The organism is Teichococcus coralli (assembly GCF_009829925.1).
GTDB classification, from domain to species: domain Bacteria; phylum Pseudomonadota; class Alphaproteobacteria; order Acetobacterales; family Acetobacteraceae; genus Pseudoroseomonas; species Pseudoroseomonas coralli.
The window spans coordinates 1-25377 of sequence record NZ_SNVJ01000025.1 but is presented as its reverse complement, the minus strand read 5'-3'; the positions used below and the strand labels follow the sequence as shown (position 1 = coordinate 25377).

The window sequence follows — 25377 nt, the reverse complement described above, 5'->3', positions numbered from 1 at the left end:
GTTCAGGCCGCCTCCCGGCGGAAGAAGGCGCGCACCGTGGGGTGCGTCGCGTGGTCGCGTAAGCGCCGCGGGTCGCCCTCGGCGATCATGCCCTTGGCCTGCTTGTCCAGCATGATGCAGCGGTCGCCGATGGCCAGGATGCTCTGCAACTCGTGCGTCACCACCACGAAGGTGGTGCCGAGGTCGCGCGCCAGGTCCTTGATGAGCTGATCCAGCCCCGCCGAGGTGATCGGGTCGAGCCCCGCCGAGGGCTCGTCGAGGAACAGCACGGAGGGGTCGAGCGCCATGGCGCGGGCGATGCCGGCGCGCTTGGCCATGCCGCCCGAGATCTCGGCCGGCAGGCGGTTGGCGGCGTCCGACAGGCCAACCAGGCCGAGCTTGACCCGCGCCACCTCCTCCCGCGCCGCGCGCGGCAGGCGGGTATGCTCCTCCAGTGGCAGCATCACGTTCTCCAGCAGCGTCATCGAGCCGAACAGCGCGCCGGACTGCCACATCACGCCGATGCGCGACAGCAATTGCCGCCGCGCCGCGCCCTGCGCCGCCTCCATGTCCTCGCCGAGGATGTGGATCGCGCCCTCGCTCGGCCGGTAGAGGCCGATCAGCAGCTTCAGCAGGGTGGACTTGCCGCAGCCCGAGCCGCCGAGGATGACGAAGACCTCGCCTCCCGCCACCTGGAAGGTGACGTCGCGGAACAGCACGGTGCTGCCGAAGGCCATGGTGAGGCCGCGCGCCTCCACCACCGGGTTCTCGACCCGGGTGCGGTGGATGTCGGTGGCTTCCGGGGCGTCCGCCATCACCAGCCCAGCCGGTAGAAGAGCACCGCGAAGAGCCCGTCGAGCACCACCGTGGCGACGATGCCGCCGACCACGGCGGCGGTCGCCGCGTCGCCCACCGCGCGCGGCCCGCGCCCGGCGGAGAGGCCCGAGCGGCAGCCGATGCCGGCGATCGCCAGGCCGAAGATGATCGACTTGCCGAGGCCGCCGACCAGCCCGCCCAGCGTCAGCCATTGCTGCAACTGGTTGATCACCAGCGCCGGCGGGAAGCCCAGCGTGCCCATCACCACGCCCATGCCGAGCAGGCCGGAGAGGTCCATCAGCAGGCTGAGCACCGGCATCACCGCCATCGCCGCGACAAGGCGGGGCAGCACCAGCATGGCCATGGGGTCCACCCCCATGATGCGCAGCGCGTCGATCTCCTCGTTCACCGTCATGGTGCCGAGCTCGGCCGCGAAGGCCGAGCCGGTGCGGCCGGCCAGGATGATGGCGGCCACCAGCGGCCCCAGCTCCCGCACCAGCGAGATGCCGACCAGCGGCGGGATGTAGATCTCGGCGCCGAACTGCCGCATCGGGACGGAGGACTGGAAGGCGAGGATGACGCCGATCAGCGTGCCGAGCAGCAGGGTCAGCGGGAAGGCGCGCAGCCCGGCCTCGTCGAGGTGGCGCAGCAGGTCGTTGAAGCGAAGCCGGCGCGGGTGGGCGAGCACCGCCGCGCCCATCACCGCCGTCTCGCCGATGAAGCCGGTGGAAACCAGCAGCCGTTTCACCAGGCCGACGCCCCAGGCGCCGACCCCCGCCACGAAAGGCAGACGGGCGTCGCCTGCGGCGGGGCGGGGCGCGGCCAGGGCGGCGCGGGCGCGATCCATCACGGCCGCCACTGGCTTGCTGGCGCCCTCGACCGCCGCGCCTTCCGCGACCTCGGCGCTCCGCAGCACCAGGGCGGCGCCGGTGGTGTCCAGGCTGGAGACGGCCGAGAGGTCGAGCCGCCGCGCGCCGCGCGCCGCCTTCTCCACCGCCTCCCAGATCGACCCGACCTGGCGCGTCACCAGCGCGCCGCGCAGGCGCAGCGTCTCGCCGTCGCGCTCGAAGCCCGCCTGTTCCACTGTGTCACTCATCGGTGGCTGCATCTGGGCAGCGATGGCGCAAGTTTAACCCCTCGTCCATCAACCCTCCGTTCATGACTGGGTTGCGAGGGCGGCCCGGGCGGCAGCCTCCCCGGTGACCCATGCGCCACCGACCGTGCCGGCGAAGCGTGGATGGCAGGCTTCTCCGGCGAAGCAGAGCCGCCCGCCGGCCAGCGGCGCGGCCAGGTCAAGCCGCGCCCCGGCACGCCCCGGGCGGGCATGGGAATAGGCACCGCGCGCGAAGGGATCGCCGCCCCAGCGGCTGGCCAGCGCCCCCGCGCGGCGCAGGGCGCGATCGGCCCGGCCGCCATAGGCGCGGCGCAGCTCGGCGAAGGCGAAATCCGTCAGCGCCGCCTCTCCCTCCCGCTCCAGCGCCCAGGCAGCCTCGCCACCCAGGAAGCCCATCAGGTGGTCCCGCCCGAAGGGCCAGGCGATAAAGGTCATCGCCGTTTCGTCCTCCCGCGAGACGCGCCGCTCAAGCCCGGTGAAGGGGCCGAGGTTCAGCCGGTCATCGCCGGCGGCGCGCAGCCCGAGCTTGGTCAGAAGGCCCAGCGGCAGGTCGTGGAAGGCCTGTTCGGTGGCCGGCGGCAGGGCGGGGTCGAAGCGCACCCCGCCGGCTGCCAGCACGGCGGTGGGCAGGGTGACGATGGCCGCCCGGGCCGCGACCCGGCCGAAGCCGCCCTCCGCCACCACGCCCTCCGCTTCGCCCCAGCGCAGCCGCTCGACGACCGCGCCACAGGCGATGGGAAGACCCGCGGCGAGGCCCGCCAGCAGGCCGCCGATGCCGCCCGGCAGCAGCAGGTTGGGGCCGCCGAGCTGGGTGGCCATGAAATCCCGCAGGTCCATCGCGGCGAGCGGCGCGGCGGCGATCACCGGCCCTTCCCAATGCGCCACCGTGGCGTCCCAGAAGCCGCCGCGCGGGGCGTCGTCGGCGGCGGAGGCGTCCCGCGGGGCGGTCGCCAGGGCGGCCTGCAGCCGCGGGTGGAAGGCGGCATAGGCGGTGTCGTAGTCCGCCATCTCCGCCTCCGTGGCGAGGCGGCCGTCGAGGAAGCAGACATGCCGGCGCACCGCGTCGTGGTCGAAGGGCTCCAGGCCGGCCGCCAGCGGGGTGAGCGGGTTCTCGCCGGCCTGGTGCAGCCAGGTGGCGCCAAGGTCGAAGGGGGCGCCGAGCGTCGTGCTGTCGGTCCAGGCGCGGCCGCCGGGCCGTTCGCGCGCCTCCAGCACCTGCACCGTGCGCCCGGCGCGCAGCACCGCCCGCGCCGCCGCGATGCCCGCCGCGCCGGCGCCGACCACCAGGATGTCGGGACTGCTCACCGGGGCCGCGCCGTCAGTCGCGCCGCCCCCGGTCCCGAGCCGCCCGGCCGCCGGAGAGTTCGGCGGCGTCGGCCACCGCGTTGGGCACCACCCGCTTGCCCACCGGGAGGAGCGAGGCGGCGGCGAGCTTCAGATGCGCCCAGGCGAAGGGCAGGCCGATGATGGTGACGGCGGTGCTCACCGCCAGCGTCAGGTGGGAAAGGCAGAGCCAGACGCCGGCCAGCACGAACCAGATCAGGTTGGCCAGCCAGCCCAGCGGGCCGGAGCCGATGGTGCCGAAGCCGTTCAGGTCCTCGGTGGAGACGAGCCGGCGGCCGAAGGGGGCGAAGCTGTAGCTGGCCATCATCAGGCAGGCGCGCGCCCAGGGCAGGCCGATCACCGTGATCGCCATGATCCCCGCCGCCAGCAGCCACAGCAGCGCCGGGATGAAGCCGAGCCCCGGCACGTTCCACAGGATGTTCAGCAGCAGCGCCACTTCGCTCTCCTCTCGCCTCACGGCTGAATGCCGCCCGGCCGCCCGGGGTTGCTTGTCCGGGACCAACTCCCGAAAGGGGTCTTCCCGAAGGGAGCCGATACAGGGCCTCGGCCGCAAAGGCGAGCATCGGTGGATGACAGCGCCGGCATCCCGCCGCACAGTGCCGGTTCGACCGCGGGAAGGATGGACATGGCGAAGCAGACGGCTGCGGGGGCGCTGAAGCCCCATTCCTCGCACTGGGGTGCGTTCCGCGCGGGCTGGCAGGGCGACACGCTGGTGGTCGAGCCGCATCCCGCCGACCCCGATCCCTCCCCCATCCTCGGCAACTTCGCCGCCGCCCTGCGGCACAAGGCGCGCATCGCCCGGCCAATGGTGCGGCGCGGCTGGCTGGAGCGCGGCCCGGGGCCGGACAGCGCGCGCGGGCGGGACGAGTTCGTCCCCGTTTCCTGGCAAAAGGCGCTGGACCTGCTGGCCGGCGAGCTGGCGCGGGTGCGCGACGCGCACGGGCCGCGCGCCATCTTCGGCGGCTCCTATGGCTGGTCCTCCGCCGGGCGCTTCCACCACGCGCAGAGCCAGGTGCACCGCTTCCTAAACGTCGCGCTCGGCGGCTATGTCCGCTCGGTCAACAGCTACAGCGCCGGCGCCTCGGCGGTGATCATCCCGCACATCCTCGGCAACTACGAGGAGATGACGAAGCACAACGTCACCTGGGAGCAGATCGTCGAGCATACCGGCCTCTGCCTCTCCTTCGGCGGCATGGCGGTGAAGAACAGCGCGGTGGCGTCGGGCGGCGTCAGCCGCCACATCGAGCGCGGCTCGATGAAGGCCGCCGCCGAGCGCGGCTGCCGCTTCGTGCTGATCGGCCCGCTGCGCGACGACCTGCCGGAGGAGGCGCGCGCCGAGTGGCTCACCATCACCCCCGGCACCGACACCGCGATGATGCTGGGCATGGCCCACACGCTGGTGGCCGAGGGGCTGCACGACCGCGCTTTCCTGGCCAGCCGTTGCACGGGCTGGGAGAAGTTCGAACCCTACCTGACGGGCCAGGCCGACGGACAGCCGAAGGACGCCGCCTGGGCCGCCGCCATCTGCGGCATCCCCGCCGAGACCATCGCCCAGCTCGCCCGCGACGCGGCGGCGACGCGCACGCTGATCAGCATGGCGCATTCCCTGCAGCGCGCCGAGCATGGCGAGCAGCCCGTCTGGATGGCGATCGTGCTGGCGGCGATGCTGGGCCAGCTCGGCCTGCCCGGCGGCGGCTACAACTACGCGCTGGGCGCCATCGCGCATTACGGCAGGCGGTTCAACGCGGTGCCGGTCGCCTCGCTGCCGCAGGGCCGCAACGGCGTGCCGGACTTCATTCCCGTGGCGCGCATCAGCGACCTGCTGCTGAACCCCGGCCAGCCCTTCGACTACAACGGGCAGAAACTGACCTATCCCGACATCCGGCTGGTCTACTGGGCGGGTGGCAACCCCTTCCACCACCACCAGGACCTCGCCCGCCTGCGCCGCGCCTTCGCGCAGGTGGACACGCTGGTGGTGCACGAGACCTCCTGGACCGCCACGGCCAAGCATGCCGACATCGTGCTCCCCTGCACCATGACGCTGGAGCGCGAGGACATCGGCGGCCAGACCACCGACCCGCTGCTGATCGCCATGCACCGGCTCGCCGAGCCCTATGCCGAGGCGCGCGACGACTACAGCATCTTCGCCGACCTGGCCGAGCGCCTGGGCAAGCGCGAGGAATTCACCGAGGGGCGCGACGCGCGCGGCTGGCTGCGCCACCTGTATGAGCGCACCCGCGCCGCCCTGGCCGAGCGCGGCGACCCCGCCCCTTCCTTCGAGGAGTTCTGGGCCCTGGGCGAGCTGGCCCTGCCGCAGAACCCGGATGATGGCGGCCCGCTGCGCGCCTTTCACAACGACCCCGAGGGCGAGCCGCTTTCCACCCCCTCCGGCAAGGTGGAGATCTTCTCCGAGACCATCGCCGGCTTCGGCTACGACGACTGCCCCGGCCACCCCGCCTGGCTGGCGCCGCAGGAGGCGCCGGCCGCGGAGCGCCCACTCTGGCTGGTGGCCAACCAGCCCTGGACGCGGCTGCACAGCCAGCTCGACTTCGGCGGCACCAGCGCCGATTCCAAGCGGCGCGGCCGCGAGGTGATGCGCATCCATCCGCGCGATGCGGAAGCGCGCGGCATCGCCGAGGGCGACATCGTGCGGCTGTTCAACGCGCGCGGCGCCTGCCTGGCCTCGGCGGCGCTGAGCGAGGTGGTGAGCCCCGGCGTGGTGCAGCTTGCCACCGGCGCCTGGTACGACCCGGCCGACCCGGCGGAGGACAACCCGCTCTGCGTGCACGGCAACCCCAACGTGCTGACGCGCGACGCGGGCACCTCGCGGCTGGCGCAGGGCTGCACGGGGCAGCTCACCACGCTGGAGGTGGAGAAATTCACCGGCAACCTGCCGCCGATCCGCGCCTGGGACCCACCGGCGGAGGGGTAAGAAGCCTGGGGGAACGAATTCCCCCAGGCCCCCATCCTTTTTCTTCGGGTCTCCCGCGCGGGCGGGAAGCGCAGTCCCAGGCTGACAGGAAAAAGAAGGGAGCTTCGGGGGGATTCATTCCCCCGACCTTGCTTCATGCCCGGCGCACGTCATGCCCGGTGCACGTCATGCACCTGGATGCCGCTGCCAGGGGGCGGCATGGCCAGCCATTCGTCGTGCAGCAGGGTGGCGCGGGTATCCTCCAGTCCGCTCCGCCAGTGCTCGTGCATGGCGGTGGTGGAGAACTCGTAGTCCTTCGCCTGCCCCTCATGCGCCTGCTGCTGATAGATCAGGTGCAGGATGACCACCTCCGGCAGACGCTCCAGCCGCTCCTTGGCCTTGCGCTGCCCGGCATCGAGCTGCTGCTCGGGGATCTGCTCCAGCGCCCGCCTGAGCTCCACCTCAAGCTCGCGGATCCGGCGGTACTGGTCGGTCACGAAGCGGGTGCGGCTGCTGTAGCGGATGTCCTTCTCGCGCGAGAGCACCGCCGGCATGGAACGCGGCACCCGCCCCCGCGCGCTGAACAGGTCCACCTGGAAGGCCAGCGTATTGCCCTCGAGGTTCTCCAGCAGGTGATGCAGGGGCGTGTTGGAGACGATGCCGCCATCCCAGAAGTAGTCGGTGCCGATGCGGACCATGGGCAGCGAGGGTGGCAGCGCGCCGGAGGCCATGATGTGCTCCTCCGTGATGCGCATATGGGCATTGTCGAAATAGGTGAAGTTGCCGCTGGCGACGTTGACCGCGCCGACGGAGAAGCGGATGCCGCCGTCGTTCAGCCGGTCGAAGTCCACCAGCTCGCGCAGGGTCTGGCGCAGCGGCCCATTGTTGTAGAAGGCCGTGGCGGTGCGCGCGCCGGGCAGCGAGAACCAGGGGTTCGGCAGGTTGGGTTCGAAGAAGCCCGGCTGGCCCCGCAACATGGTCAGCAAGGCCGAGGCCTCGTGCCGCCACTGCCGGAACAGGTCGCCATCGGGCAGGACGTTCCAGATGCGCTCGTTGGTGATGCGCTCCCAGAAGGTCCGCAGCGCCGCCACCCGGCGCTCCGGCGCGTTGCCGGCGATCAGCGCGCCGTTGACCGCGCCGATCGACACCCCGGCCACCCAGTCCAGCGCCATGCCGGCCTCGGCCATCGCCTCATAGACGCCGGCCTGGTAGGCGCCCAGCGCCCCGCCTCCCTGGAGGATCAGCGCGTTGCTGCGGCACCCTCCGGGCCGCCAGGCTTCCTGCGGGCGGGCGCCGCGGGGGGCGCCGCGGGGGGCGGAGGATGGCAGGTCCATCGGCAGGTCTCCTTGGCAGCGGGCGACAAGGCGGAGATGCACCTCTTGCGCCGCACTGCCAAGCCTTGCCCGGTGCGGCTCAGATGTGCAGGTTGAGCCGGTCGATCATCGCCTTCTCCTCGCGCCAGGTGCGCTCGGCGAAGGCCGTGTACTCCTCCGGCCCCATGTAGATCACCGGCATGTCGTAGCGGTCGAGGATGGCGGTGTGCTGCGGGTCGGTCACCGCTTTCTTGAAGGCGGCGTCCAGCACGCGCACCACGGCAGGGTCCATGCCCTTCGGCCCGGCGACGCCGTAGGGCGAGGTGGAAACGATGTCGATGCCGAGCTCCTTAAGGGTCGGGGTGTCGGGGAAGCGCTTCGCCCGCTCCGGCCCCCAGGTGACAAGCAGGCGGAGCCGGCCGTCCTTCACCATCTCGGCCCAGCCGGAGCTGTCGGCCAGGGCGTGGATCTGGCCGCCGAGCAGCGCCGTCACGTTTTCGGAGAAGCCGCGGAACGGCACATGCGTCCATTCGAGGCCGCGCTGCCCGGCGATCTGCTCCATCGTCAGGTGCAGCGAGGTGCCGACGCCCGGCGTGCCGTAGTTGATGCTGCCCGGCTTCTGCTTGGCGGCGGCCAGGAACTCGTCAAAGGTCTTCCAGGGCGCATCGGCGCGCACCACGACGCCGAACAGGTAGCCGGTCAGGTGACTGACCCAGGTGAAGTCCTTCAGGGTGTTGAAGGGCGGCTTGTCCACCATCTGCGGATAGCGGAACACGCTGATCGGCATCTGCGACAGGACATAGCCGTCCGGCTTCTCGTTCAGCAGCGCCTGCGGCCCAAGGATGCCGCCGGCACCGGCACGGTTCTCCACCACCACCGGCTGGCCGAGATGGCGGGCGGCAGCCTCGCAGAAGGCGCGCATCTGCACGTCCGTGGTGCCACCGGCGGCCCAGGGCACCAGCATCCGGATGGGCCGGCTGGGAAAGCTGCTCTGCGCCAGGGCCAGGCTCGACAGGGCCGGGCTCGCCAGGGCGCCGGCCGCCAGGCCCAGGGCGCCGCGACGGGTCAGAAGGGTCATCGTCCGTATCCTCTCTGCGCACGGGCTTCTGCGGGCCCGTGACCAGTGCCAGATGTGGCGCATCCGGCGGGGCTGGCGCAACCATCCTCTCGCGCGGCGCGCCACGCCCTTGACGGGCGGCGGCATACCGGAAGATTGATCGGTCCCTTCCGGTCAGGCGCTATGCCGGCCGTCCCGGTGGATGAGAATGCGGCGGACATGACGGCTCTTTCCTCGACCGCCCGCAAGGCGGGCCTGCGCTGGCATCTGCGCGCGGCGACCCAGGACCGCCACGCGGAGGCCGACCGCCTCGGCGCCGGCTTCGACCTGCGCAGCCCGGCCGGGTACCGCGACTTCCTCTGCGCCCATGCCCGCGCCCTGCCCGCCCTGGAGGCCGCCTGCGAGGCCGCGGGGCTGGAGCGGCTGCTGCCCGACTGGCCCCGCCGCCGCCGCCGGGAGGCGCTGGCGGCCGACCTGGCGCGGCTCGGCGCCACGCCGCCGCCGCCCGCTCACCTGGTGCTCCCTTCCGCCGCCGCCGCGCTGGGAGCGGCCTATGTCCTGGAAGGCTCCAGGCTGGGCAACGCGATGCTGCTCCGCATCGTGCGGGCCGCATTGCCCCTCGCGGACGGCGCTCCGATCGCCTATCTCTCGCACTCGCCTGGCGCGGAAGGCTGGCCCGGTTTCATCGCCCGGTTGGAACTGGCCCTGCCGGACCCGGCCCAGTGGGCGGACGCCACCACAGGCGCGCGCCTCGCCTTCGATTGTTTCCTGGCGGCCATGCGTCGTGAAAGGACGGCTCCCCTGCATGCGTGACGACCTTGGCGACCTGGCGCTGCCCAGCGACGTGGACCTGACCAACTGCGACCGCGAGCCCATCCACCTCCTGGGCACCATTCAGCCGATCGGCTTCCTGGTCGCGGTTTCGGCGGACTGGGTCGTGCGGCGCGCCTCGGCCAATGTCGGCGACCACCTGGGCCAGGATGCGGAGTCCCTGCCCGGGGAGTTCCTCAACACGCTGCTGACCCGCGAGGCGATGCACCAGATCGGCGGCCGCCTGCACCTGCTGCGCGGCGCCAACGCGGTGGAGCGGCTGTTCGGCGTCAGGCTGCGGGAGGGCGGCATCCCCTACGACCTCGCCATCCATCTGTCGGGCGAGCTGATCGTGCTGGAAGGCGAGCCCTCCGACCTGGAGGACGCGCTGGAGGCCGGCAACACCGTGCGCGGCATGCTCTCCCGGCTGCACCAGGCCGAAGGCTTCGAGGGCATCTGCCGCGAGGCGGTCCGGCAGATCCGCGGCCTCACCGGCTTCAACCGCGTCATGCTCTACCGCTTCGACCATGACGGCGCCGGCGAGGTGATCGCCGAATCGGCGGCCAGCTTCCTTCCCTCCTTCATGGGGCTGCATTTTCCCGCCTCCGACATCCCCCGCCAGGCGCGCAAGCTCTACGAGCGCAACTGGCTGCGCCTGATCGGCGACACCGAGGCGCAGCCCGTGCCGGTGCTGCCGTTGCTCGACAGCCACCGGCAGCCGCTCGATCTCTCGCTCAGCGTGCTGCGCAGCGTTTCGCCGATTCATATCGAATACCTGCGCAACATGGGCGTGCAGGCCTCGATGTCGGTCTCGGTGCTGCGCAAGGGGCGGCTCTGGGGGCTGATCGCCTGCCACCACAACGAGGCGCTGCGCGTCTCCTTCGAGCGCCGCACCGCCGCCGAGCTGTTCGGGCAGGTCTTCTCCCTGGTACTGGAAAGCCGCGAGCGCGAGGCCGACCAGGCGCGCGAGGCCGAGGCCAACCGGGTGCACCAGCAGCTCATGGCCGCGCTCGGCGCCATGCGCCCGGGCAGCCAGTCGCTCACCGAGTTCCTGGAGCTGCTCGGCGAGGTGATCCCCTGCGACGGCATTGGCCTGTGGAGCAAGCGCGGCACCGCGATGCGCGGCCATGCGCCGACCATCGAGGAGTTCTCCGGCCTGATCCGGTTCCTGAACCGCAGCGCCTCGGGCACCATCTACGCCACCCACAAGCTCGGCGAGATGTATCCGGCGGCCGGCGAGTTCGCCGGGCGCACGGCGGGGCTGCTGGCCATCCCCCTCTCCCGCACCCCGCGCGACTACCTCGTCTTTTTCCGCCGCGCCGTGACGAATTCGGTCACCTGGGCGGGCGACCCGCACAAGCCGGTGGCGCTCGGCCCCAACGGCGCGCGGCTGACCCCGCGCAAGAGCTTCGCCGCCTGGCAGGAGACGGTGGAGGGGCAGAGCCGCCCCTGGACCGAGAGCGACCTGCTGATGGCCGAGCGCCTGCGGGTGACGCTGCTGGAGGTGGTGCTGCAGCTCACCGACCTTGCCGAGCGCGAGCGGCAGGCGGCGCAGGAGCGGCAGGAGATCCTGATCGCCGAGCTGAACCACCGGGTGCGCAACATCCTCGGCCTGATCCGCGGCCTGGTCACCCAGAGCCGCGGCCATGCGGCCACGGTGGACGAGTTCGCCGAGATGGTGGGCGGCCGCATCCAGGCGCTGGCCCGCGCGCACGACCAGATCACCACCGACCGCTGGCACCCGGCGCCGCTGGACGAGCTGATCCGCGCCGAGGCCGAGGCCTACCTGAGCGGCGGGACCGACCGGCTGCGCCTTTCCGGCCCGCCGGCGCTGCTGGAGCCGTCCGCCTACACCACCATGGCGCTGGTCATCCACGAGATGATGACCAACGCCGCCAAGTATGGGGCGCTGTGCGACCGGTCCGGCCACGTGACCGTGCAATGGGCCTTCACCGCCAACCAGGACCTTGAGATCCGCTGGACCGAGGAGGGCGGGCCGCCGGTGAAGCCGCCGATGCGCCAGGGCTTCGGCACCACCATCGTCGAGCGCGCCCTGCCGCACGACCTCAAGGGCGAGGCCGAGCTGCACTACAAGCTTTCCGGCGTCGAGGCCCGCTTCCTGCTGCCTGCCGGCTGCGTGCACCAGAGCACGGCGGACGGGCCGCTTCCGCGCGAGAGCGCCGCCGCGCCGGCCGCGCCGCGGGAGGAAGGCTTCGCCCTTTCCGGCCGGGTGCTGCTGGTGGAGGACAACCTGCTGATCGCCATGGATGCGGAGGACCAGCTCCGCCGCATGGGCGCATCTCATGTGGATGTCGCGAGCAGCGTGCAGGCGGCGCTGCGGCTGCTGGAGCACGCTCCGCCGCAGGTGGCGCTGCTGGATGTGAACCTCGGCCGCGAAAGCAGCTTCCCGGTGGCGGATGCGCTGGCGGCACGCGGAATTCCGTTTGTCTTCGCCACCGGCTACGGCGAGGCCAACGCCTTCCCCGACCGCTTCCGCACCACCGAGGTGATCGGCAAGCCCTACACGGCGACGGAAATGCGCCAGACCCTGCAGCGCCGGCTCGCGGCCCGCGGCAATTAGGCCGGACCTCTCCAGGCGGGGCGAACCGCCGCCGCTCCGCCCCATTCCGGGCGAGCGGCCAGGCCGCTTCGGCGCCGGGCAGATCGCCCTGCCCGCGCCGGCGGCCCCGTTGGCGCAGGGCACTCCCGGCCGGCTTCCACGATCCCCCTCCGCCGCGAGGGTGGTGCCGAGGCGAGGCCTGCCGGCACCCGGGCAAGCGGACGAAGCGCGCGGAAGCGCGGGCTAGCGCGGTTTGCGTTCGCTTTGGCTCACTTCAAACGCTTCAGCCATTTGTTTTGAAGAGCATCTTCACCCGATCGGGATCCGCTCCAGGACGGTGTCACAGCGCCCGCCAGCCGATGTCGCGGCGGCAGAAGCCGTCCGGCCAGGTCAGCCGGTCCACCGCCTCATAGGCGGCGTCATGCGCGGCACGCAGGCTTGAGCCGGTGGCGGCGACGCCGAGAACCCGGCCGCCGGTGGCAAGCAGCGCGCCATCCGGACCGCGCATGGTGCCGGCATGGAAGACATGCGCGCCCGGCACCGCCGCCGCCTCCTCCACCCCGTCGATGCGGGTGCCCTTGGCATAGGCGCCGGGATAGCCGCGCGCCGCCATCACCACCACCAGCGCCGCCTCCGCCGACCAGCGCAGCGCGAAGCGGTCCAGCTCGCCGTCGCAGGCGGCCAGCAGCGCCGCCAGAAGGTCGGACTGCAGCCGCAGCAGCAGCACCTGGCACTCGGGGTCGCCGAAGCGGACGTTGAACTCGATCAGCCGCGGCCCGGAGTCGGTCAGCATCAGGCCGGCGAAGAGCACGCCGCGGAAAGGCGTGCCGCGACGCGCCATTTCCGCCAGGGTCGGGCGGATGATGCGCGCCATCACCTCGGCCTCGATCTCCGGCGTGAAGGCAGGCGGCGGGGAATAGGCGCCCATGCCGCCGGTGTTCGGGCCGAGGTCGCCCTCGCCCACGCGCTTGTGGTCCTGCGCCGCCGCCATCGGCACGGCCGTGGTGCCGTCGCAGAGGGCGAAAAAGGAGACCTCCTGGCCGATCAGGCATTCCTCGATCAGCACGGTGGCGCCGGCGGCGCCATGCACCCGGTCCTCCATGATCTCGATGATGGCTTCCTCGGCCTCCGCCACCGTGCCGGCCACCACCACGCCCTTGCCGGCGGCAAGGCCGTCCGCCTTCACCACGATCGGCGCACCCTTCCGGCGGACATAGGCGCGCGCGGCCCCCGGCTCGGCGAACTGCGCCCATTCGGCACCGGGCACGTTAGCGGCGCTGGCGACCTCGCGGGTGAAGGCCTTGCTGCCCTCCAGCCGCGCCGCCGCCGCGCTCGGGCCGAAGCAGCGGAGGCCGGCGGCGGCGCAGGCATCGGCCAGGCCCAGCGTCAGCGGCGCCTCGGGGCCGGCGATCACCAGGTCCACGGCCTTTTCCCGGGCGAAGGCGACCAGCGCCGGCACGTCCTCGGCGCCGATCGGCACGCATTCGGCCAGCTCGGCGATGCCGGCATTGCCCGGCGCGCACCACAGCTTGCTCAGCAGTCCGGAGCCGGAGAGCGCCCAGGCCAGCGCATGCTCGCGGCCGCCGCCGCCAATCAGAAGCACCTTCATGACCTGCCACTCTCCTCACGCGAAGTACGGCGGGCGCTAGCACAGCACAGGGCGCGCGTCAGCCCACCGCCGCCCGCACCACCCCGCCGCCCCGCACCGGCGCGACGGTGCTGGCCGCCGCCGCCATGCCGCCATCCGGTGCGCGGTCATTCCCCTGGGCCTCTGCCGCCCCCGAGGCCGTCAGCACCGCATTCCCGCGTCGCTGCTCGCCGCAGAGAAGGCCGCGCCGCCATGCCCATCCTTGGCGCGCCCGGGCAGGTCATGGGGACGCGGCGGCCATGGGCGCGGCGCCGGACCTCGTCATGGCCCCGGCAGGCCGGCGCCGCGCCGGTAGCCCTCCAGGCAATCGTTGCGCACCCGCGCGCCGATCACCGCCGCCCGCGGGTTGTTCGCACCCAGCCAGGGCTGCATCACCTCGGCCTCCCGGCCCCGCCGGATGCAGGCCAGCTCCGCCGCCCGGTCGCGCTCCGGCTGGCCCGAGGCGCGGCCGGGCGCCGCCGCCGGCATGGCCGGGGACATGGCCTCCGGCGCCGCCGGCTGCGCCGCGCAGGCAGCAAGCCCGAGCACCCATCCCATCCCCAGCCATGCCCTTCGATGCATCGAAGCTTTCCTTTCCTGATCCGGCCACCCCGGCCGATGCCATCATTGGCCCTTTCCAGCGGCCCCTTTCCGCTGGCCCCGTTCCGCTCGCGGCGCGTCGGAAGTACAACGCCTGCCTCGATTGACCGGATGCCGCCACCGCGCGACAAGCGCGCGCCCCACTGGAACCCGCCTCCATGCGCATCCCCCTGACCAGGCTCCTCGCCACCCTCTTCCTTGCGGGCGGCACCTCCGGCGCCGCGCTGGCGAAGGACCAGCCGCCCGCCATGCCGACCCGTGACGTGGTGGTCACCTACGAAGTGGACCCCAGCCCGCCGACGGTGGAGAGCGTCGCCTTCCTGGTCGCGGAAGGGCGCATCCGCACCGAGGGGCAAGGGCTGATCAACCGCGTGACCCACCTGATCGACACGCGGGGCGGCGACGTCACCGCGGTGATCGACGAGGAGCGCAGCTATCACGATCTCGGCAAGGTGGCGGAGGTCATGACCCAGGACATCCTGCCCATCCGCCAGGGGGACAAGATGACGCGCGAAGGCAGCGACCGCGTCGCCGGCCAGAACTGCACGGTCTGGCGGATCGAGCCGGCGGGCGAGAGCACCGACGAGGAGGCGCGCCACGCCTGCATCACCGCCGACGGCGTGCCGCTGCGCCTGCGCGAAGGCGAGGGCAGTGACGCCCTGACCCTCTACGTGGCGACCGAGGTGCGCTACGGCGCGCAGGACCCCGCGCGCTTCCGCGTCCCGTCCGGATACAAGCCGATCACCGAGCCCTGACGCGCGGCGCCGGCCGCCCTCGCCAGAGGCCGCGCCGCGCCGCATAATGGCGGCCGATGGATACGCTGCCCGACGCCCGCCCTAGCAACACGCCGGAATTCACCGTCTCGGAGATCAGCGGCGCGATCAAGCGCACGCTGGAATCCGAGTTCGGCCGGGTGCGGGTGCGCGGCGAGATCACCGAGCTGAAGGCCTATCCCTCCGGCCACATCTACTTCGCCCTGAAGGACGAGGGCGCCAAGATCCGCGCCATCATCTGGCGCTACGCGGTGCCCAAGCTCTCGCTGCGGCCGGAGAACGGGGTGGAGGTGATCGCCACCGGCAAGGTCTCCACCTATGGCGAGCGCTCGGACTACCAGCTCATCGTCGACCGGATGGAATATGCCGGCGAGGGCGCGCTGCTGGCCCGCGTCGAGGCGCTGCGCAAGAAGCTCGGCGGAGAAGGCCTGTTCGACGAGGCGCGCAAGCGGCCGCTGCCGCTGCTGCCGCGCGTGGTCGGCGTGGTTTCCTCCGAGAAGGGCGCGGTGATCCAGGACATCCGCACCACCATCGCCCGGCGCTTCCCGCGCCAGGTCCTGCTCTGGCCGGTGCCGGTGCAGGGCCAGGGCGCGGCCGAGCAGATCGCCGCGGCCATCGAGGGCTTCTCCCGCCTGCCGCGCGGCATCCCGCGCCCGGACGTGCTGATCGTCGCGCGCGGCGGCGGCAGCCTGGAGGACCTGATGGCCTTCAACGACGAGGCCGTGGTCCGCGCCGCCGCCGCCTGCCCGATCCCGCTGATCTCGGCGGTCGGGCACGAGACCGACACCACGCTGATCGACTTCGCCTCCGACCGCCGCGCCCCCACCCCCACCGCCGCCGCCGAGCTGGCCGTGCCGGCGCGGGCCGAGCTGCTGGCCGGGCTGGCGCAGACCGCCGCGCGGCTGCTCGCCAGCGGCCAGGGCGCGCTGGACCGCGCCCGGCTGCGGCTCTCCCGCGTCGAGGGGCGGATGCCGGACCTGCCCGGACTGGTGGGCGCCGCGCGGCAGCGGCTCGACGACCGCGCCGAGCGCCTCGCCCTCGCCCCGCGCGCCCTGCTGACCCGCAAGCGCGGCATGCTGGACGCCGTGGCCCACCGCCTGCCGCACCCGCGCGAGACGCTGGCCGGGCACCGGCACACGCTGGGGCTGCTGCAGGCACGCGCCGGCGCCGCGCTGCAGCGGCTGCTCGACCGGCGGCAGGGCGCGCTGCACCGCATCCCCGATCCGGGCGCCCGCGTCGCGGGGCGGCTGCGCGAGGCGGGGCTGCGGCTCGCCGGCCTCGCCGCCCGGCTGGAGGGTGCCTCCTACCAGGGCGTGCTGGCGCGCGGCTTCGCCCTGCTGCGCGACGAGGCCGGCGAGCCGGTGACGCGTGCCGCCGATGTCGCGCCCGGCGCCCGGCTGAGCGTGACGCTGCAGGACGGCAGCCTGGATGTGACCGCCGACGGCAAGGGGTCCGGCGGCGCTTCGCCCAAGGGCCGGCGCACGCCGCCATCCCAGGGCTCGCTGCTCTAGACCATGAGGGATTCGAGGATGATCGGTCGCCGCCTGATCCTGGGTGCGCCCGCTTTGCTGCTGGGTGCCTGCGCCGCCGGCGGGGAGCCGGCCACCGCCGCTGCCCCCGGGCCGCTGCTGGACCTGCCGCCCCAGGGCCTGACGCAGGGCGGCTTCGTTGTCGGCCGGGTGCCGCCGGGCAGCCGCGTTACGCTGGATGGCCGCCCGATCAGCGTCGGCCGGGAAGGTCGTTTCGCCCTGGGCTTCGGGCGGGACGCGGCGCCCGAGGCGCAGATCGCCGTCGCCGCGCCGGATGGGCGGGCCGAGGCGCGTCCCCTCGCCATCGCCCGGCGCGACTGGGACATCCAGCGCCTCGCCGGGCTGCCGCCGAAGATGGTCACGCCCGATGCGAAGCAGCTCGCCCGCATCAAGGCCGAGCAGGCGCGGCTGAACGCGTTGCGCAAAACCGACAGTTCCCTGCCCCATTTCGCCGAGCCCTTCGACTGGCCGGCGCGCGGGCGGATCAGCGGCGTCTATGGCAGCCAGCGCATCCTGAACGGCGAGCCGCGCGCGCCGCATCTCGGGCTCGACGTCGCGGTGCCCACCGGCACGCCCTGCGCCGCCATGGGCGGCGGCCGCGTGCTGCTGGCGGACAACCTCTACTTCACCGGCAACACGGTGCTGCTGGACCATGGCCACGGGCTGGTCAGCCTCTACGCCCATCTCTCCCGCATGGAGGTGGCGGAAGGCGCGATGCTCGCCTGCGGGCAACAGCTGGGGGAGACCGGCGCAACGGGCCGCGTCACCGGGCCGCACCTGCATCTCGGCCTCTACTGGTTCACCACGGCGGTGGACCCCCGCCCGTTGCTGCCGGCCTGAGCGGCGCGTCTGGCGCGGGGCAAACACCACGAAAACGCCGCATCACGTTCATGATCCGGTAAGCGTCCAGGCGGCATAGGGCGCGCATGACGCCGCTCCCCCGCCCCTCCCTGTCCGCCGAGACGCTGCCTGCCCGCGGCAACATCGAATCCCCCATGGTCGCCCTGTTCGAGGATGCCTGTTCCGCCAGCGCGGCGCTGCGCCGGGCGGGCCTCACGCGCTGGCGCCAGTCCTCGCCCGGCGTGGTGGTTCTGGCGCCGCTGCCCGGCCTGCGCGAGCAGCTCTACGCGGCCGGCGCGCTGCTGGTGGTGGAGTAGGCGGCGCGCGTGAAGCGGCGGTGCAGCCAGAGCCATTCCTGCGGCCGGGCACGCACCCAGGCCTCGATGCGCGCGTTCATCGCCAGGGTCAGCGCCCGCACATCGGCCGCGCGGTCGCCGCTGTCGGGCAGCGGCAGCGGGGGCTCTACCACGATGCGGAAGCGGCAGGGGCCGATGCGCTCGACATGCGTGGGAAGGACCGGGCAGCGGAAGCGCAGGGCGAACTCCGCCGGCGCCGAGGTGGTCATCGCCGGCTGGCCAAGGAAGGGCAGCTCCAGCCCCTCGTTCAGCTTCTGGTCCATCAGCAGGCCCAGCGCCTCGCCCCCGGCCAGGTGCCGCAGCGCCATCCGCGCCCCACGCGCGCCCTTGGGGAAGAGCGGCATCTCCGCGCCGCCCTCGCGCATCTGCCGCAACACGGCGTCCACCAGGGGGTTGTCCGGCGCCCGGTAGAGGCTGGCCATGCGCACCCCCAGCCGCGCCGCCGCCACCGGCAGCGTTTCCCAGTTGGCGAGATGGGCGGAGATGAAGATGATCCGTCGCTCGCCGGAAGGCAGGTTCTCCTGCCCGCTCACCTCCCAGCCCGGCCCCTCGGTGGATTCAGGCAGGCCTGGCAGGTGCGGCAGTTCCATCATGGTGCGGCCGAGATTGTCCCAGGCGCCGCGCAGCACCTGCTCGCGCCAGCCGGGATCGCGCTCCGGGAAGGCCAGTTCCAGGTTGCGCCGGCCGATGCGCGAGACCGGCAGCCACGGCCCCACCGTCCGCGTCACCGCGCCACCCAGCGCCGAGGCGCGGCGCGGCCCTAGCCGGCGCGAAAAGGCCAGCAGCCCCCGCACCAGCAGTGCCTCCAGCCGCCATTGCCATTGCCGCAGCGCCAAACCATGTCCCCCTGCATCCGCGAAGGGCGGTCTTCTGCGGCATTTGCGCGGCTTTGGCCACCGCTTCCGGTGGCGTGCAACCGTCCCATGCGGCATGGATTACGCTCCCGTAATCCCCATATGATGGGCCGATGAACCAAGACCGGAGGATTCTCCCCATGCGTGGTAAGGCCAGGTTGCTGGCAGCCCTCGCCGCCTTTGCCCTGGTGCTGGGCCCGGCCCTGGCGGAAGCCCGCCCGGGTGGCGGCCGCAGCAGCTTCGGCAGCCGCGGCAGCCGCACCTTCTCCCCGCCCCCCGTCACCCGCACCGCGCCCGACACGGCACGGCCGATGGACCGCACCTTCCAGCAGCCCACCCGGCCCGGCAGCACCGTTCCCGGCGCGGCGAGCACCCTGCCCGGCCGCAGCGGCAGGTTTGGGGGCGGCTTCGGCGGCGCGTTGCTGGGCGGCCTGATCGGCATGGGCCTGGGCGGCCTGCTCTTTGGGCACGGCCTGTTCGGCGGCTTCAGTGGCTTCGGCAGCTTCCTGGGCTTGCTGCTGCAGATCGGGCTGATCGTGCTGCTGGTGCGCTTCGCGATGAACTTCTTCCGCAGCCGCCAGCACGCCATGGCGGGCGGGCCACGGCCCCAGGGGGGCCCTCAGGACCGCCCCCAGGACCGCCCCCAGGGCCGCCCCCAGGGGCTGCACCGCATGGCGCAGCCGATGGGCAGCCAGCCGATGGCGGGCGGCGCCGCCTCGGCGCCGGTGGCGGTCGGCGACAGTGACTTCCGCGCCTTCGAGTCGCTGCTGCGGGAGGTGAACGCCGCCTGGTCCCGGCGTGACGAGGCCGGCCTCGCCCGCCTGGTGACGCCGGAGATGATGAACTTCTTCGCGCAGGACCTGCGTGACCTCGCCGCCCGCGGCTGGCGCAACGAGACGCGGGACGTGCGGCTTGAGCAGGGCGACCTGGCGGAGGCCTGGCGCGAGGGCGGCACCGAATACGCCACCGTGGCCATGCGCTTCAGCCTGATCGACGTCACCCATGACGCCCAGGGCCGCGTGGTGGAGGGCGACGCGCAGCGCCGCGACACCACCACCGAGATCTGGACCTTCCGGCGGAATGCCCCCGGCGAGGCCTGGAAGCTCTCGGCCCTTCAGCAGACCGGCTGAAGCCACCCGCCGGATCGGACGGAAGAAGCGCGGCGCGAGCCGCGCTTCTTTTGTGCCCTCGTCCATGCAAGCCGCTGGAGAAGGAGGATTTTGCCCAATGCCTCGGCGCGCTTCGCAAGGCGCCTGCGACCATGGCCGGAGCATCCAGCATGGAATTTGTGCAGTTGCAGCAAAATCCGTTCAATCCGGCGCGAAAGCGCGCGAAATGCGCTGAAAGCCTGGGCACTTCACGTGGAAAGGAGTATGGCCGCCTTCCCTGTGGAGGAGCCGCCGGGCTCCCCCCGTCCTGAAGGAGGCCCCATGCAACGCCGCGATTTCCTGCTCTCCAGCGGGGCCGCCCTGGCCGGCAGCCTTCTGGCCGCGCCGCGCCTCGCCCGCGCCCAGGACGCGGGTGTGCTGCGCTTCGTCCCGCAGGCCGACCTGCCCAACCTCGACGCCGTGGCCGGCACCCAGCTCGTGGTGCGCAACGCCAGCCTGCTGGTCTTCGACATGCTCTACGGCCTGGGCGCCGACCTGGAGCCCAAGCCGCAGATGTGCGAGGGCCACGAGACCAGCGCCGACGGCCTCACCTGGAGCTTCCGCCTCCGCCCCGGCCTGAAGTTCCATGACGGCGAGCCCGTGCGCAGCGCCGACGTGGTGGCCAGCATCAAGCGCTGGATGCCGCGCGACGGCATGGGCCAGATGATCCAGTCCCGGCTCGATGCGCTGGAGGCGGTGGACGACCGCAACTTCCGCTTCCGCCTGAAGCAGCCCTTCCCCAAGCTGCTCTACGCGCTGGGCAAGAGCAACACGCCGCTGCTCGTCATCATGCCCGAGCGGATCGCCGGCACGGACTCCTATACCCAGATCAAGGAATACGTCGGCTCCGGCCCGATGCGCTTCAAGCGCGACGAATGGATGGCCGGCTCCCGCGCCGTCTTCGAGAAGTTCGCCGACTACCAGCCGCGCGACGAGGCGCCCGACTGGCTGGCCGGCGGCAAGCGGATGATGGTGGACCGCATCGAGTGGATCACCATGCCCGACCCCGCCACCGCCCTCGGCGCGCTGCAGAACGGCGAGGTGGACTGGTGGGAGAACCCCATCGCCGATCTCGTTCCGGTGCTGAAGACCAACCGCAGCGTGACGGTCGAGATCGCCGATCCGCTGGGCAATATCGGCGCCATGCGGCTCAACCACCTGCTGCCGCCCTTCGACAACGTGCTCGCCCGCCAGGCGCTGCAGCTCGCGGCCAGCCAGGAGGACTATATGCGCGCCCTGGTGGGCGAGGATGAGTCGCTCTGGAAGACGCTGCCCGGCTTCTTCACCCCCGGCACCCCGCTCTACACCGAGGCGGGCGGCGAGCGGCTGAAGGGCCCGCGCCAGTACGACAAGGCCCGCGAGATGCTGAAGCAGGCCGGCTACAACGGCGAGAAGGTGGTGATGCTGGTCGCCGCCGACGTGCCGACCACCAAGGTGCAGGGCGACGTCACCGCCGACATGCTGAAGAAGATCGGCGTGAACGTGGACTACCAGTCGCTCGACTGGGGCACCGTCGGCTCCCGCCGCACCAGCAAGAAGCCGGTCTCCGAGGGCGGCTGGAACATCTTCTTCAGCTGGCACAGCGGCGTGGATTGCATCAACCCGGCGCCCTACAAGGGCATCGCCGCCAGCGGCGACAAGGCCTGGTTCGGCTGGCCGAGCGACGCCAAGGCCGAGGCGCTGATCGACGACTGGTACGCGGCGCCAGACCTCGCAGCCGAGAAGAAGGTCATCGACGACCTCAACCGCGAATCAATGGACAACGTCACCTACATCCCCACCGGCTTCTTCCTTGGCCACACCGCCTGGCGGGCGAAGCTCTCCGGCGTGACCAAGGCGCCCTTTCCGCTGTTCTGGGGCGTGAAGAAGGCCTAAGCCCGCCCGGCATGCGGGTTGCTTGACCCCCTCCGCCGCCGGCGCGCGAACAGGCGCCCGGCGCGGAACCGGGAGATCCGCATGCTCACCACCCGCCGTGGCCTCGTGCTCGGCTCCGCCAGCCTGCTCGCCGCGCCCCGCCTGGCGCGCGGGCAAGCCGCCCTGACGCCGGTGAAGTTCTGCCTGGACTGGGCGTTCCAGGGCCCCCAGGCGCCCTATCTCCTCGCCGCCGACCGCGGCTTCTTCCGCGAGGAAGGGCTCGACGTCACCGTGGATCGCGGCTTCGGCTCCGGCGACACGCCGGTGAAGGTGGCGGGTGGCGCCTATGATTTCGGCATCGCCGACCTCTCCCCCGCCATCCGCCTGCGGCTGGCGACGCCCGGCGCCGACATCATCGCCCCCTTCGTCGTCCAGCAGGGCAGCCCGCTCGCGGTGATGACGCTGAAGCGGACCGGAATTGCCAAGCCGAAGGACCTGGAAGGCCGCAAGCTGGCCGCGCCCGAGACCGATGCCGGGCGCCAGCTCTTCCCCGCCTTCGCCAAGGCCACCGGGATCGACCTCGGCAGGATCAACTGGCTCACCGTCACGCCGCAGCTCCGCGAGCCCATGCTGGCGCGCGGCGAGGCCGACGCCATCACCGGCTTCGAGGTCTCCGGCGTGTTCAGCCTGCGCGCGCTGCGGGTGCCGCAGGAGGACATCGTCTCCATGCGCTATTCCGACGCCGGGGTGGCGCTGCTCTCCACCGCCCTGCTGGTGAAGCGCCCCTATGCCGAGGCGCACCCCAAGGTCGTCACCGGCATGATCCGCGCCATCGCCCGCGGCCACGCCGAAGCCTGGAAAGATCCGGACGCCGCCATCGCATCCCTGGCCAAGCGCGACGCCACCGCGCCGAAGGAGCTGGAAAAGGCCCGCATGCTGGCCAACTTCGCCTTCATCCGCACGCCGCAGGTGCTCGAAGGCGGCTTCGGCAACCTGCCGGAAAGCCAGGTGCAGGCGGCGATCGAGACCATCCGGGACGCCTTCAACCTCACCGCCGAACTGAAGGCGGACGCGATGTACACGCCGCAATACCTGCCGGACGCGGCGGTATTGAAGCTCCCGGCCTGACGCCGATCCTCGGGGGCGCCGCCCCCGGGACCCCCGCTGGGGTGGTTGAACCACCCCAGACCCCGATATTCAGGACGACGTCACCGCCGCCCGGGCGGCAGCGCGCCGGTCATCGGGCAGGTCGAACCAGCAGATTTCGTACATCGCCGGCGCGCGTCCCAACAACTGCCATTCATGCGCAATCCGTTGAAGGGCGACGGACACATCCTGATCAGCCCACGGCTGGAATGTCGCGCTCTCATCGAGACTGCCCACTAAAAATCCCAGAGAAAGCATTCGCTCTATGATCATCAGAGATTTCGCCATCAGAAATTTATCTTTACTTTGCGCCCCTTCCTTAAGATAATCAGATATTTCCCATAGACCCACCCAATCTTCTTCCGATCTATCTATGACTTTATTCAATATAGTATTAATTTCCTTGAATTTTTCCATTGCATTACTCAATAATGAAGTCGTTTTACACTGTTTAAGCCGATAATGTTTATGTCGATAGCTGGCCCGCCACTACGTGATGATTTCCTGTAGCCAATTCGACTTCCGTCCGGCAGCTCTACAAGCTTTTCAGCGTGGCCCGGGGGAGTAATGTCTTGACCCCCACGGCCACGTGTCAGCCGCTCAAGCATGTCCAGAGCAGCCTCCTCACCGCCAGTCATGCCCCTTATGGCTGTATCGCTTCGCCTTCGCGCTTCCCCGATCGGAACGCCGCCGGGCATCAGGATATCCTCGAAGCTCTCCAGATTCTCGATCTGACGAGCTGAAGGTGCAACCCGAGGCGGCGTGGCCGAAGCCCTGCCGCTCGCGCCTCGGCCACCGCCCGAAATCAGCGGCGAGAAGGGCTACACACGCGGCATCAGGCGCGCAGGATCATCCTCGGCCCGGCGCGGGCGCTTCTGGCCAAGGAGGGGCGGCGCAATGGCGGGGAGCCGCCACGTCCCCCCTCCCGCCGCCCGAGCGCCTCCCTCTGGGCAAGCCACCCCCTCCGGCGCTATCCCTCCCCATCCTCGCACCAGGACCGGAGACACAGCGCCATGCCCCATCCGAAGCCCGTGATGCTCGTCATCCTCGACGGCTGGGGCTGGCGCGAGGAGCAGGCGGACAATGCCGTCCGCCAGGCCCGCACCCCGAACTTCAACCGGCTCTGGGCGGAATGCCCGCACAGCTTCCTCCACACCTCCGGCGGGGATGTCGGCCTGCCGCCCGGCCAGATGGGCAATTCGGAGGTCGGCCACCTCAACCTCGGTGCCGGTCGCGTGGTGATGCAGGACCTGCCGCGCATCAGCGCGGCGGTGGCGGACGGCTCCATCGCCCGCCTGCCGGCGGTGACCGGCCTCATCGCCAGGCTCAAGGCGAGCGGCGGCACGCTGCACCTGATGGGCCTGCTCTCGCCGGGCGGCGTGCACAGCCACCAGGACCACGGCCTCGCACTCGCAAAGATCTTCGCCGAGGCCGGCATCCCCGTCGCCGTGCATGCCTGGACCGACGGGCGCGACACCCCGCCCGAGGCCAGCCCCGACTACCTCGCCGCCTTCGAGCCGAAGCTGCCGCAGGGCGCCCGCATCGCGACGGTCACCGGCCGCTACTTCGCCATGGACCGCGACAGGCGCTGGGAGCGCGTGCGCCAGGCCTATGACGCCATGGTGGAGGCCAAGGGCGGCCATGCCGCCAGCGCCGCCGCCGCCATCCAGGCGGCGCACGCCGCCGGCAAGACCGACGAGTTCATCCCCGCCACCGTCATCGGCGACTATGCCGGCATGCGCGACGGCGACGGCCTGCTCTGCTTCAACTTCCGCGCCGACCGCGTGCGACAGATCCTCGCCGCCCTGCTCGACCCAGCTTTCGACGGCTTCACCCCGCCACGCCGCCCGCGCTTCGCCGGCGCCGCCGGCATGACGGAGTATTCCGAGGCGCTGAACCAGCACCTCGCCACCCTGTTCGGCGCCGAGAGCATGAAGGACATCCTCGGCGCGGTGGTGTCCGCCGCCGGGCTGAAGCAGCTCCGCATGGCCGAGACGGAGAAGTACCCGCACGTCACCTACTTCCTGAACGGCGGCGAGGAGACCCCCTTCCCCGGCGAGGAGCGCACCATGGTGCCCTCCCCCAAGGTGGCCACCTACGACCTGCAGCCGGAAATGTCGGCGCCCGAACTGACCGAGAAGGCGGTGGCGGCGATCGGCACGGGCAAGTTCGACCTCGTCGTGCTGAACTTCGCCAATGCCGACATGGTCGGCCATACCGGCAGCCTGGCCGCCGCCACCAAGGCCGTCGAGGCGGTGGACACCGGCCTCGGGCGCATCGCGGAGGCCGTGCGGGCCCGGGGCGGCGCCCTTCTCGTCACCGCCGACCACGGCAACGCCGAACTGATGAAGGACCCGGAGACCGGTGGCCCCCACACCGCCCACACCACCAATCCGGTGCCGGTGCTGCTGATGGGCGGGCCGCAGGGCGTCGCGCTGGCGGAGGGTCGCCTGGCGGATGTGGCGCCGACCCTGCTGGCGCTGATGGGCCTGGAACAGCCCGCGGCGATGACCGGGAGGAGCCTGCTGCGGAAGGGCGACTGATGCCGACCCGGCGGCCGCGCGGCTGCGTCGCGCGCGCCGCCCCGCGCCCTTCTTCCGGCCTGCGGCCCTGGCTTCTGCTGGGGCTGCTGCTGCCGCTCGCCCAGGCGCCGGCGCTGGGCGAGGCGCCGCCGCCCACCCGGCGCTCGGTGCGGGACGCGGAAGCGGCCGCGCGCGCCGCCCAGGAGGCGGCCGCCGAGGCGGAG

At 72.0% G+C, this 25377-nt stretch carries 23 protein-coding genes; 12 read left to right on the top strand and 11 right to left on the bottom strand.

What is annotated here, in order from left to right:
- Positions 1-2 precede the first annotated feature (2 nt).
- The 4 genes from E0493_RS20225 to E0493_RS20210 are packed head-to-tail and all read right to left on the bottom strand — an operon-like array spanning position 3 to position 3689.
- Complete coding sequence (locus E0493_RS20225) at positions 3-794, bottom strand: ABC transporter ATP-binding protein (RefSeq protein ID WP_160939077.1); 792 nt, start codon at positions 792-794, stop codon at positions 3-5.
- Positions 794-1891 carry an ABC transporter permease gene (locus E0493_RS20220; protein WP_202397245.1) on the bottom strand — a complete coding sequence of 366 codons (1098 nt, stop codon included), beginning with the start codon at positions 1889-1891 and terminating at the stop codon, positions 794-796. Before E0493_RS20220 ends, E0493_RS20225 begins: the two co-directional genes overlap by 1 nt.
- Positions 1892-1951: 60 nt before the next feature.
- Positions 1952-3214 (bottom strand): flavin monoamine oxidase family protein, encoded by a 1263-nt coding sequence (locus E0493_RS20215; RefSeq protein ID WP_160939075.1) that lies wholly within the window; start codon positions 3212-3214, stop codon positions 1952-1954.
- Between the two features lie 13 nt (positions 3215-3227).
- The gene (locus E0493_RS20210; RefSeq protein ID WP_367614556.1) at positions 3228-3689 is read right to left on the bottom strand and encodes a YccF domain-containing protein; all 462 of its coding nucleotides are present in this window, start codon (positions 3687-3689) and stop codon (positions 3228-3230) included.
- 189 nt (positions 3690-3878) lie between these two features.
- On the opposite strand from E0493_RS20210, the gene E0493_RS20205 reads away from it, so the two are divergent.
- Positions 3879-6185, top strand: coding sequence for a molybdopterin guanine dinucleotide-containing S/N-oxide reductase (locus E0493_RS20205; RefSeq protein ID WP_202397244.1), 2307 nt, complete (start codon positions 3879-3881; stop codon positions 6183-6185).
- Positions 6186-6334: 149 nt separating this feature from the next.
- On the opposite strand, the gene E0493_RS20200 is transcribed toward E0493_RS20205, so the two are convergent.
- Positions 6335-7498, bottom strand: a complete 1164-nt coding sequence (locus E0493_RS20200) for a patatin-like phospholipase family protein (protein WP_160939072.1) — start codon at positions 7496-7498, stop codon at positions 6335-6337.
- A 79-nt stretch (positions 7499-7577) separates the two neighbouring features.
- Positions 7578-8555, bottom strand: a complete 978-nt coding sequence (locus tag E0493_RS20195; RefSeq protein WP_160939071.1) for a tripartite tricarboxylate transporter substrate binding protein — start codon at positions 8553-8555, stop codon at positions 7578-7580.
- A gap of 198 nt (positions 8556-8753) precedes the next feature.
- On the opposite strand from E0493_RS20195, the gene E0493_RS20190 reads away from it, so the two are divergent.
- Positions 8754-9347: a biliverdin-producing heme oxygenase gene (locus tag E0493_RS20190; RefSeq protein WP_160939070.1), complete on the top strand. Its 594-nt coding sequence runs from the start codon at positions 8754-8756 to the stop codon at positions 9345-9347.
- Entirely contained in the window at positions 9340-11925 is a 2586-nt protein-coding gene (locus E0493_RS20185) for an HWE histidine kinase domain-containing protein (protein ID WP_160939069.1), read from the top strand. Before E0493_RS20190 ends, E0493_RS20185 begins: the two co-directional genes overlap by 8 nt.
- Positions 11926-12244: 319 nt before the next feature.
- Here E0493_RS20185 and purD read toward each other — a convergent pair whose 3' ends face one another.
- The 3 genes from purD to E0493_RS20175 all read right to left on the bottom strand — a co-directional run bounded on the left by purD (position 12245) and on the right by E0493_RS20175 (position 14113).
- Positions 12245-13513 carry a phosphoribosylamine--glycine ligase gene (purD, locus tag E0493_RS20180; RefSeq protein ID WP_160939068.1) on the bottom strand — a complete coding sequence of 423 codons (1269 nt, stop codon included), beginning with the start codon at positions 13511-13513 and terminating at the stop codon, positions 12245-12247.
- A 58-nt stretch (positions 13514-13571) separates the two neighbouring features.
- Positions 13572-13700 carry a hypothetical protein gene (locus E0493_RS23800; RefSeq protein WP_268894136.1) on the bottom strand — a complete coding sequence of 43 codons (129 nt, stop codon included), beginning with the start codon at positions 13698-13700 and terminating at the stop codon, positions 13572-13574.
- Positions 13701-13813: 113 nt separating this feature from the next.
- Positions 13814-14113, bottom strand: a complete 300-nt coding sequence (locus tag E0493_RS20175; RefSeq protein ID WP_160939067.1) for a hypothetical protein — start codon at positions 14111-14113, stop codon at positions 13814-13816.
- A 176-nt stretch (positions 14114-14289) separates the two neighbouring features.
- Between E0493_RS20175 and E0493_RS20170 the strand changes: the two genes are divergently transcribed.
- From E0493_RS20170 to E0493_RS20155, 4 genes are all read left to right on the top strand, one after another.
- Positions 14290-14886: a hypothetical protein gene (locus tag E0493_RS20170; RefSeq protein ID WP_160939066.1), complete on the top strand. Its 597-nt coding sequence runs from the start codon at positions 14290-14292 to the stop codon at positions 14884-14886.
- Between the two features lie 56 nt (positions 14887-14942).
- Positions 14943-16415 (top strand): exodeoxyribonuclease VII large subunit, encoded by a 1473-nt coding sequence (xseA, locus tag E0493_RS20165; RefSeq protein WP_160939065.1) that lies wholly within the window; start codon positions 14943-14945, stop codon positions 16413-16415.
- Between the two features lie 18 nt (positions 16416-16433).
- Complete coding sequence (locus tag E0493_RS20160) at positions 16434-17273, top strand: M23 family metallopeptidase (RefSeq protein ID WP_160939064.1); 840 nt, start codon at positions 16434-16436, stop codon at positions 17271-17273.
- An 86-nt stretch (positions 17274-17359) separates the two neighbouring features.
- On the top strand, positions 17360-17590 hold the full coding sequence (locus E0493_RS20155; RefSeq protein ID WP_160939063.1) for a hypothetical protein: 231 nt from the start codon (positions 17360-17362) through the stop codon (positions 17588-17590).
- Here the strand turns inward: E0493_RS20155 and E0493_RS20150 are convergent.
- On the bottom strand, positions 17557-18459 hold the full coding sequence (locus E0493_RS20150; protein WP_235913912.1) for a lysophospholipid acyltransferase family protein: 903 nt from the start codon (positions 18457-18459) through the stop codon (positions 17557-17559). The two genes, E0493_RS20155 and E0493_RS20150, sit on opposite strands and share 34 nt — an antisense overlap.
- 164 nt (positions 18460-18623) lie before the next feature.
- On the opposite strand from E0493_RS20150, the gene E0493_RS20145 reads away from it, so the two are divergent.
- From E0493_RS20145 to E0493_RS20135, 3 genes are all read left to right on the top strand, one after another.
- Positions 18624-19613 carry a Tim44 domain-containing protein gene (locus E0493_RS20145; protein ID WP_160939061.1) on the top strand — a complete coding sequence of 330 codons (990 nt, stop codon included), beginning with the start codon at positions 18624-18626 and terminating at the stop codon, positions 19611-19613.
- A 300-nt stretch (positions 19614-19913) separates the two neighbouring features.
- Positions 19914-21506 (top strand): ABC transporter substrate-binding protein, encoded by a 1593-nt coding sequence (locus E0493_RS20140; RefSeq protein WP_160939060.1) that lies wholly within the window; start codon positions 19914-19916, stop codon positions 21504-21506.
- Between the two features lie 81 nt (positions 21507-21587).
- The gene (locus E0493_RS20135; RefSeq protein WP_160939059.1) at positions 21588-22613 is read left to right on the top strand and encodes an ABC transporter substrate-binding protein; all 1026 of its coding nucleotides are present in this window, start codon (positions 21588-21590) and stop codon (positions 22611-22613) included.
- A gap of 69 nt (positions 22614-22682) precedes the next feature.
- On the opposite strand, the gene E0493_RS20130 is transcribed toward E0493_RS20135, so the two are convergent.
- On the bottom strand, positions 22683-23048 hold the full coding sequence (locus E0493_RS20130) for a hypothetical protein (protein WP_160939058.1): 366 nt from the start codon (positions 23046-23048) through the stop codon (positions 22683-22685).
- A gap of 596 nt (positions 23049-23644) precedes the next feature.
- On the opposite strand from E0493_RS20130, the gene gpmI reads away from it, so the two are divergent.
- Together gpmI and E0493_RS20120 are read left to right on the top strand one after the other, a co-directional pair.
- Complete coding sequence (gene gpmI / locus E0493_RS20125) at positions 23645-25174, top strand: 2,3-bisphosphoglycerate-independent phosphoglycerate mutase (protein ID WP_160939057.1); 1530 nt, start codon at positions 23645-23647, stop codon at positions 25172-25174.
- On the top strand, positions 25174-25377 hold a 204-nt coding region (locus E0493_RS20120), incomplete at its 3' end, for a hypothetical protein (protein WP_160939056.1). The genes gpmI and E0493_RS20120, both read left to right, overlap by 1 nt.

Bases quoted from the DNA above. Each gene is read 5' to 3' on its own strand.
- E0493_RS20225 (WP_160939077.1), bottom strand. From the start codon at position 794: ATGGCGGACGCCCCGGAAGCCACCGACATCCACCGCACCCGGGTCGAG.
- E0493_RS20220 (WP_202397245.1), bottom strand. From the start codon at position 1,891: ATGAGTGACACAGTGGAACAGGCGGGCTTCGAGCGCGACGGCGAGACG.
- E0493_RS20205 (WP_202397244.1), top strand. From the start codon at position 3,879: ATGGCGAAGCAGACGGCTGCGGGGGCGCTGAAGCCCCATTCCTCGCAC.
- E0493_RS20200 (WP_160939072.1), bottom strand. From the start codon at position 7,498: ATGGACCTGCCATCCTCCGCCCCCCGCGGCGCCCCCCGCGGCGCCCGC.
- E0493_RS20195 (WP_160939071.1), bottom strand. From the start codon at position 8,555: ATGACCCTTCTGACCCGTCGCGGCGCCCTGGGCCTGGCGGCCGGCGCC.
- E0493_RS20190 (WP_160939070.1), top strand. From the start codon at position 8,754: ATGACGGCTCTTTCCTCGACCGCCCGCAAGGCGGGCCTGCGCTGGCAT.
- E0493_RS20185 (WP_160939069.1), top strand. From the start codon at position 9,340: ATGCGTGACGACCTTGGCGACCTGGCGCTGCCCAGCGACGTGGACCTG.
- purD (WP_160939068.1), bottom strand. From the start codon at position 13,513: ATGAAGGTGCTTCTGATTGGCGGCGGCGGCCGCGAGCATGCGCTGGCC.
- E0493_RS20175 (WP_160939067.1), bottom strand. From the start codon at position 14,113: ATGCATCGAAGGGCATGGCTGGGGATGGGATGGGTGCTCGGGCTTGCT.
- E0493_RS20170 (WP_160939066.1), top strand. From the start codon at position 14,290: ATGCGCATCCCCCTGACCAGGCTCCTCGCCACCCTCTTCCTTGCGGGC.
- xseA (WP_160939065.1), top strand. From the start codon at position 14,943: ATGGATACGCTGCCCGACGCCCGCCCTAGCAACACGCCGGAATTCACC.
- E0493_RS20160 (WP_160939064.1), top strand. From the start codon at position 16,434: ATGATCGGTCGCCGCCTGATCCTGGGTGCGCCCGCTTTGCTGCTGGGT.
- E0493_RS20155 (WP_160939063.1), top strand. From the start codon at position 17,360: ATGACGCCGCTCCCCCGCCCCTCCCTGTCCGCCGAGACGCTGCCTGCC.
- E0493_RS20145 (WP_160939061.1), top strand. From the start codon at position 18,624: ATGCGTGGTAAGGCCAGGTTGCTGGCAGCCCTCGCCGCCTTTGCCCTG.
- E0493_RS20140 (WP_160939060.1), top strand. From the start codon at position 19,914: ATGCAACGCCGCGATTTCCTGCTCTCCAGCGGGGCCGCCCTGGCCGGC.
- E0493_RS20135 (WP_160939059.1), top strand. From the start codon at position 21,588: ATGCTCACCACCCGCCGTGGCCTCGTGCTCGGCTCCGCCAGCCTGCTC.
- E0493_RS20130 (WP_160939058.1), bottom strand. From the start codon at position 23,048: ATGGAAAAATTCAAGGAAATTAATACTATATTGAATAAAGTCATAGAT.
- gpmI (WP_160939057.1), top strand. From the start codon at position 23,645: ATGCCCCATCCGAAGCCCGTGATGCTCGTCATCCTCGACGGCTGGGGC.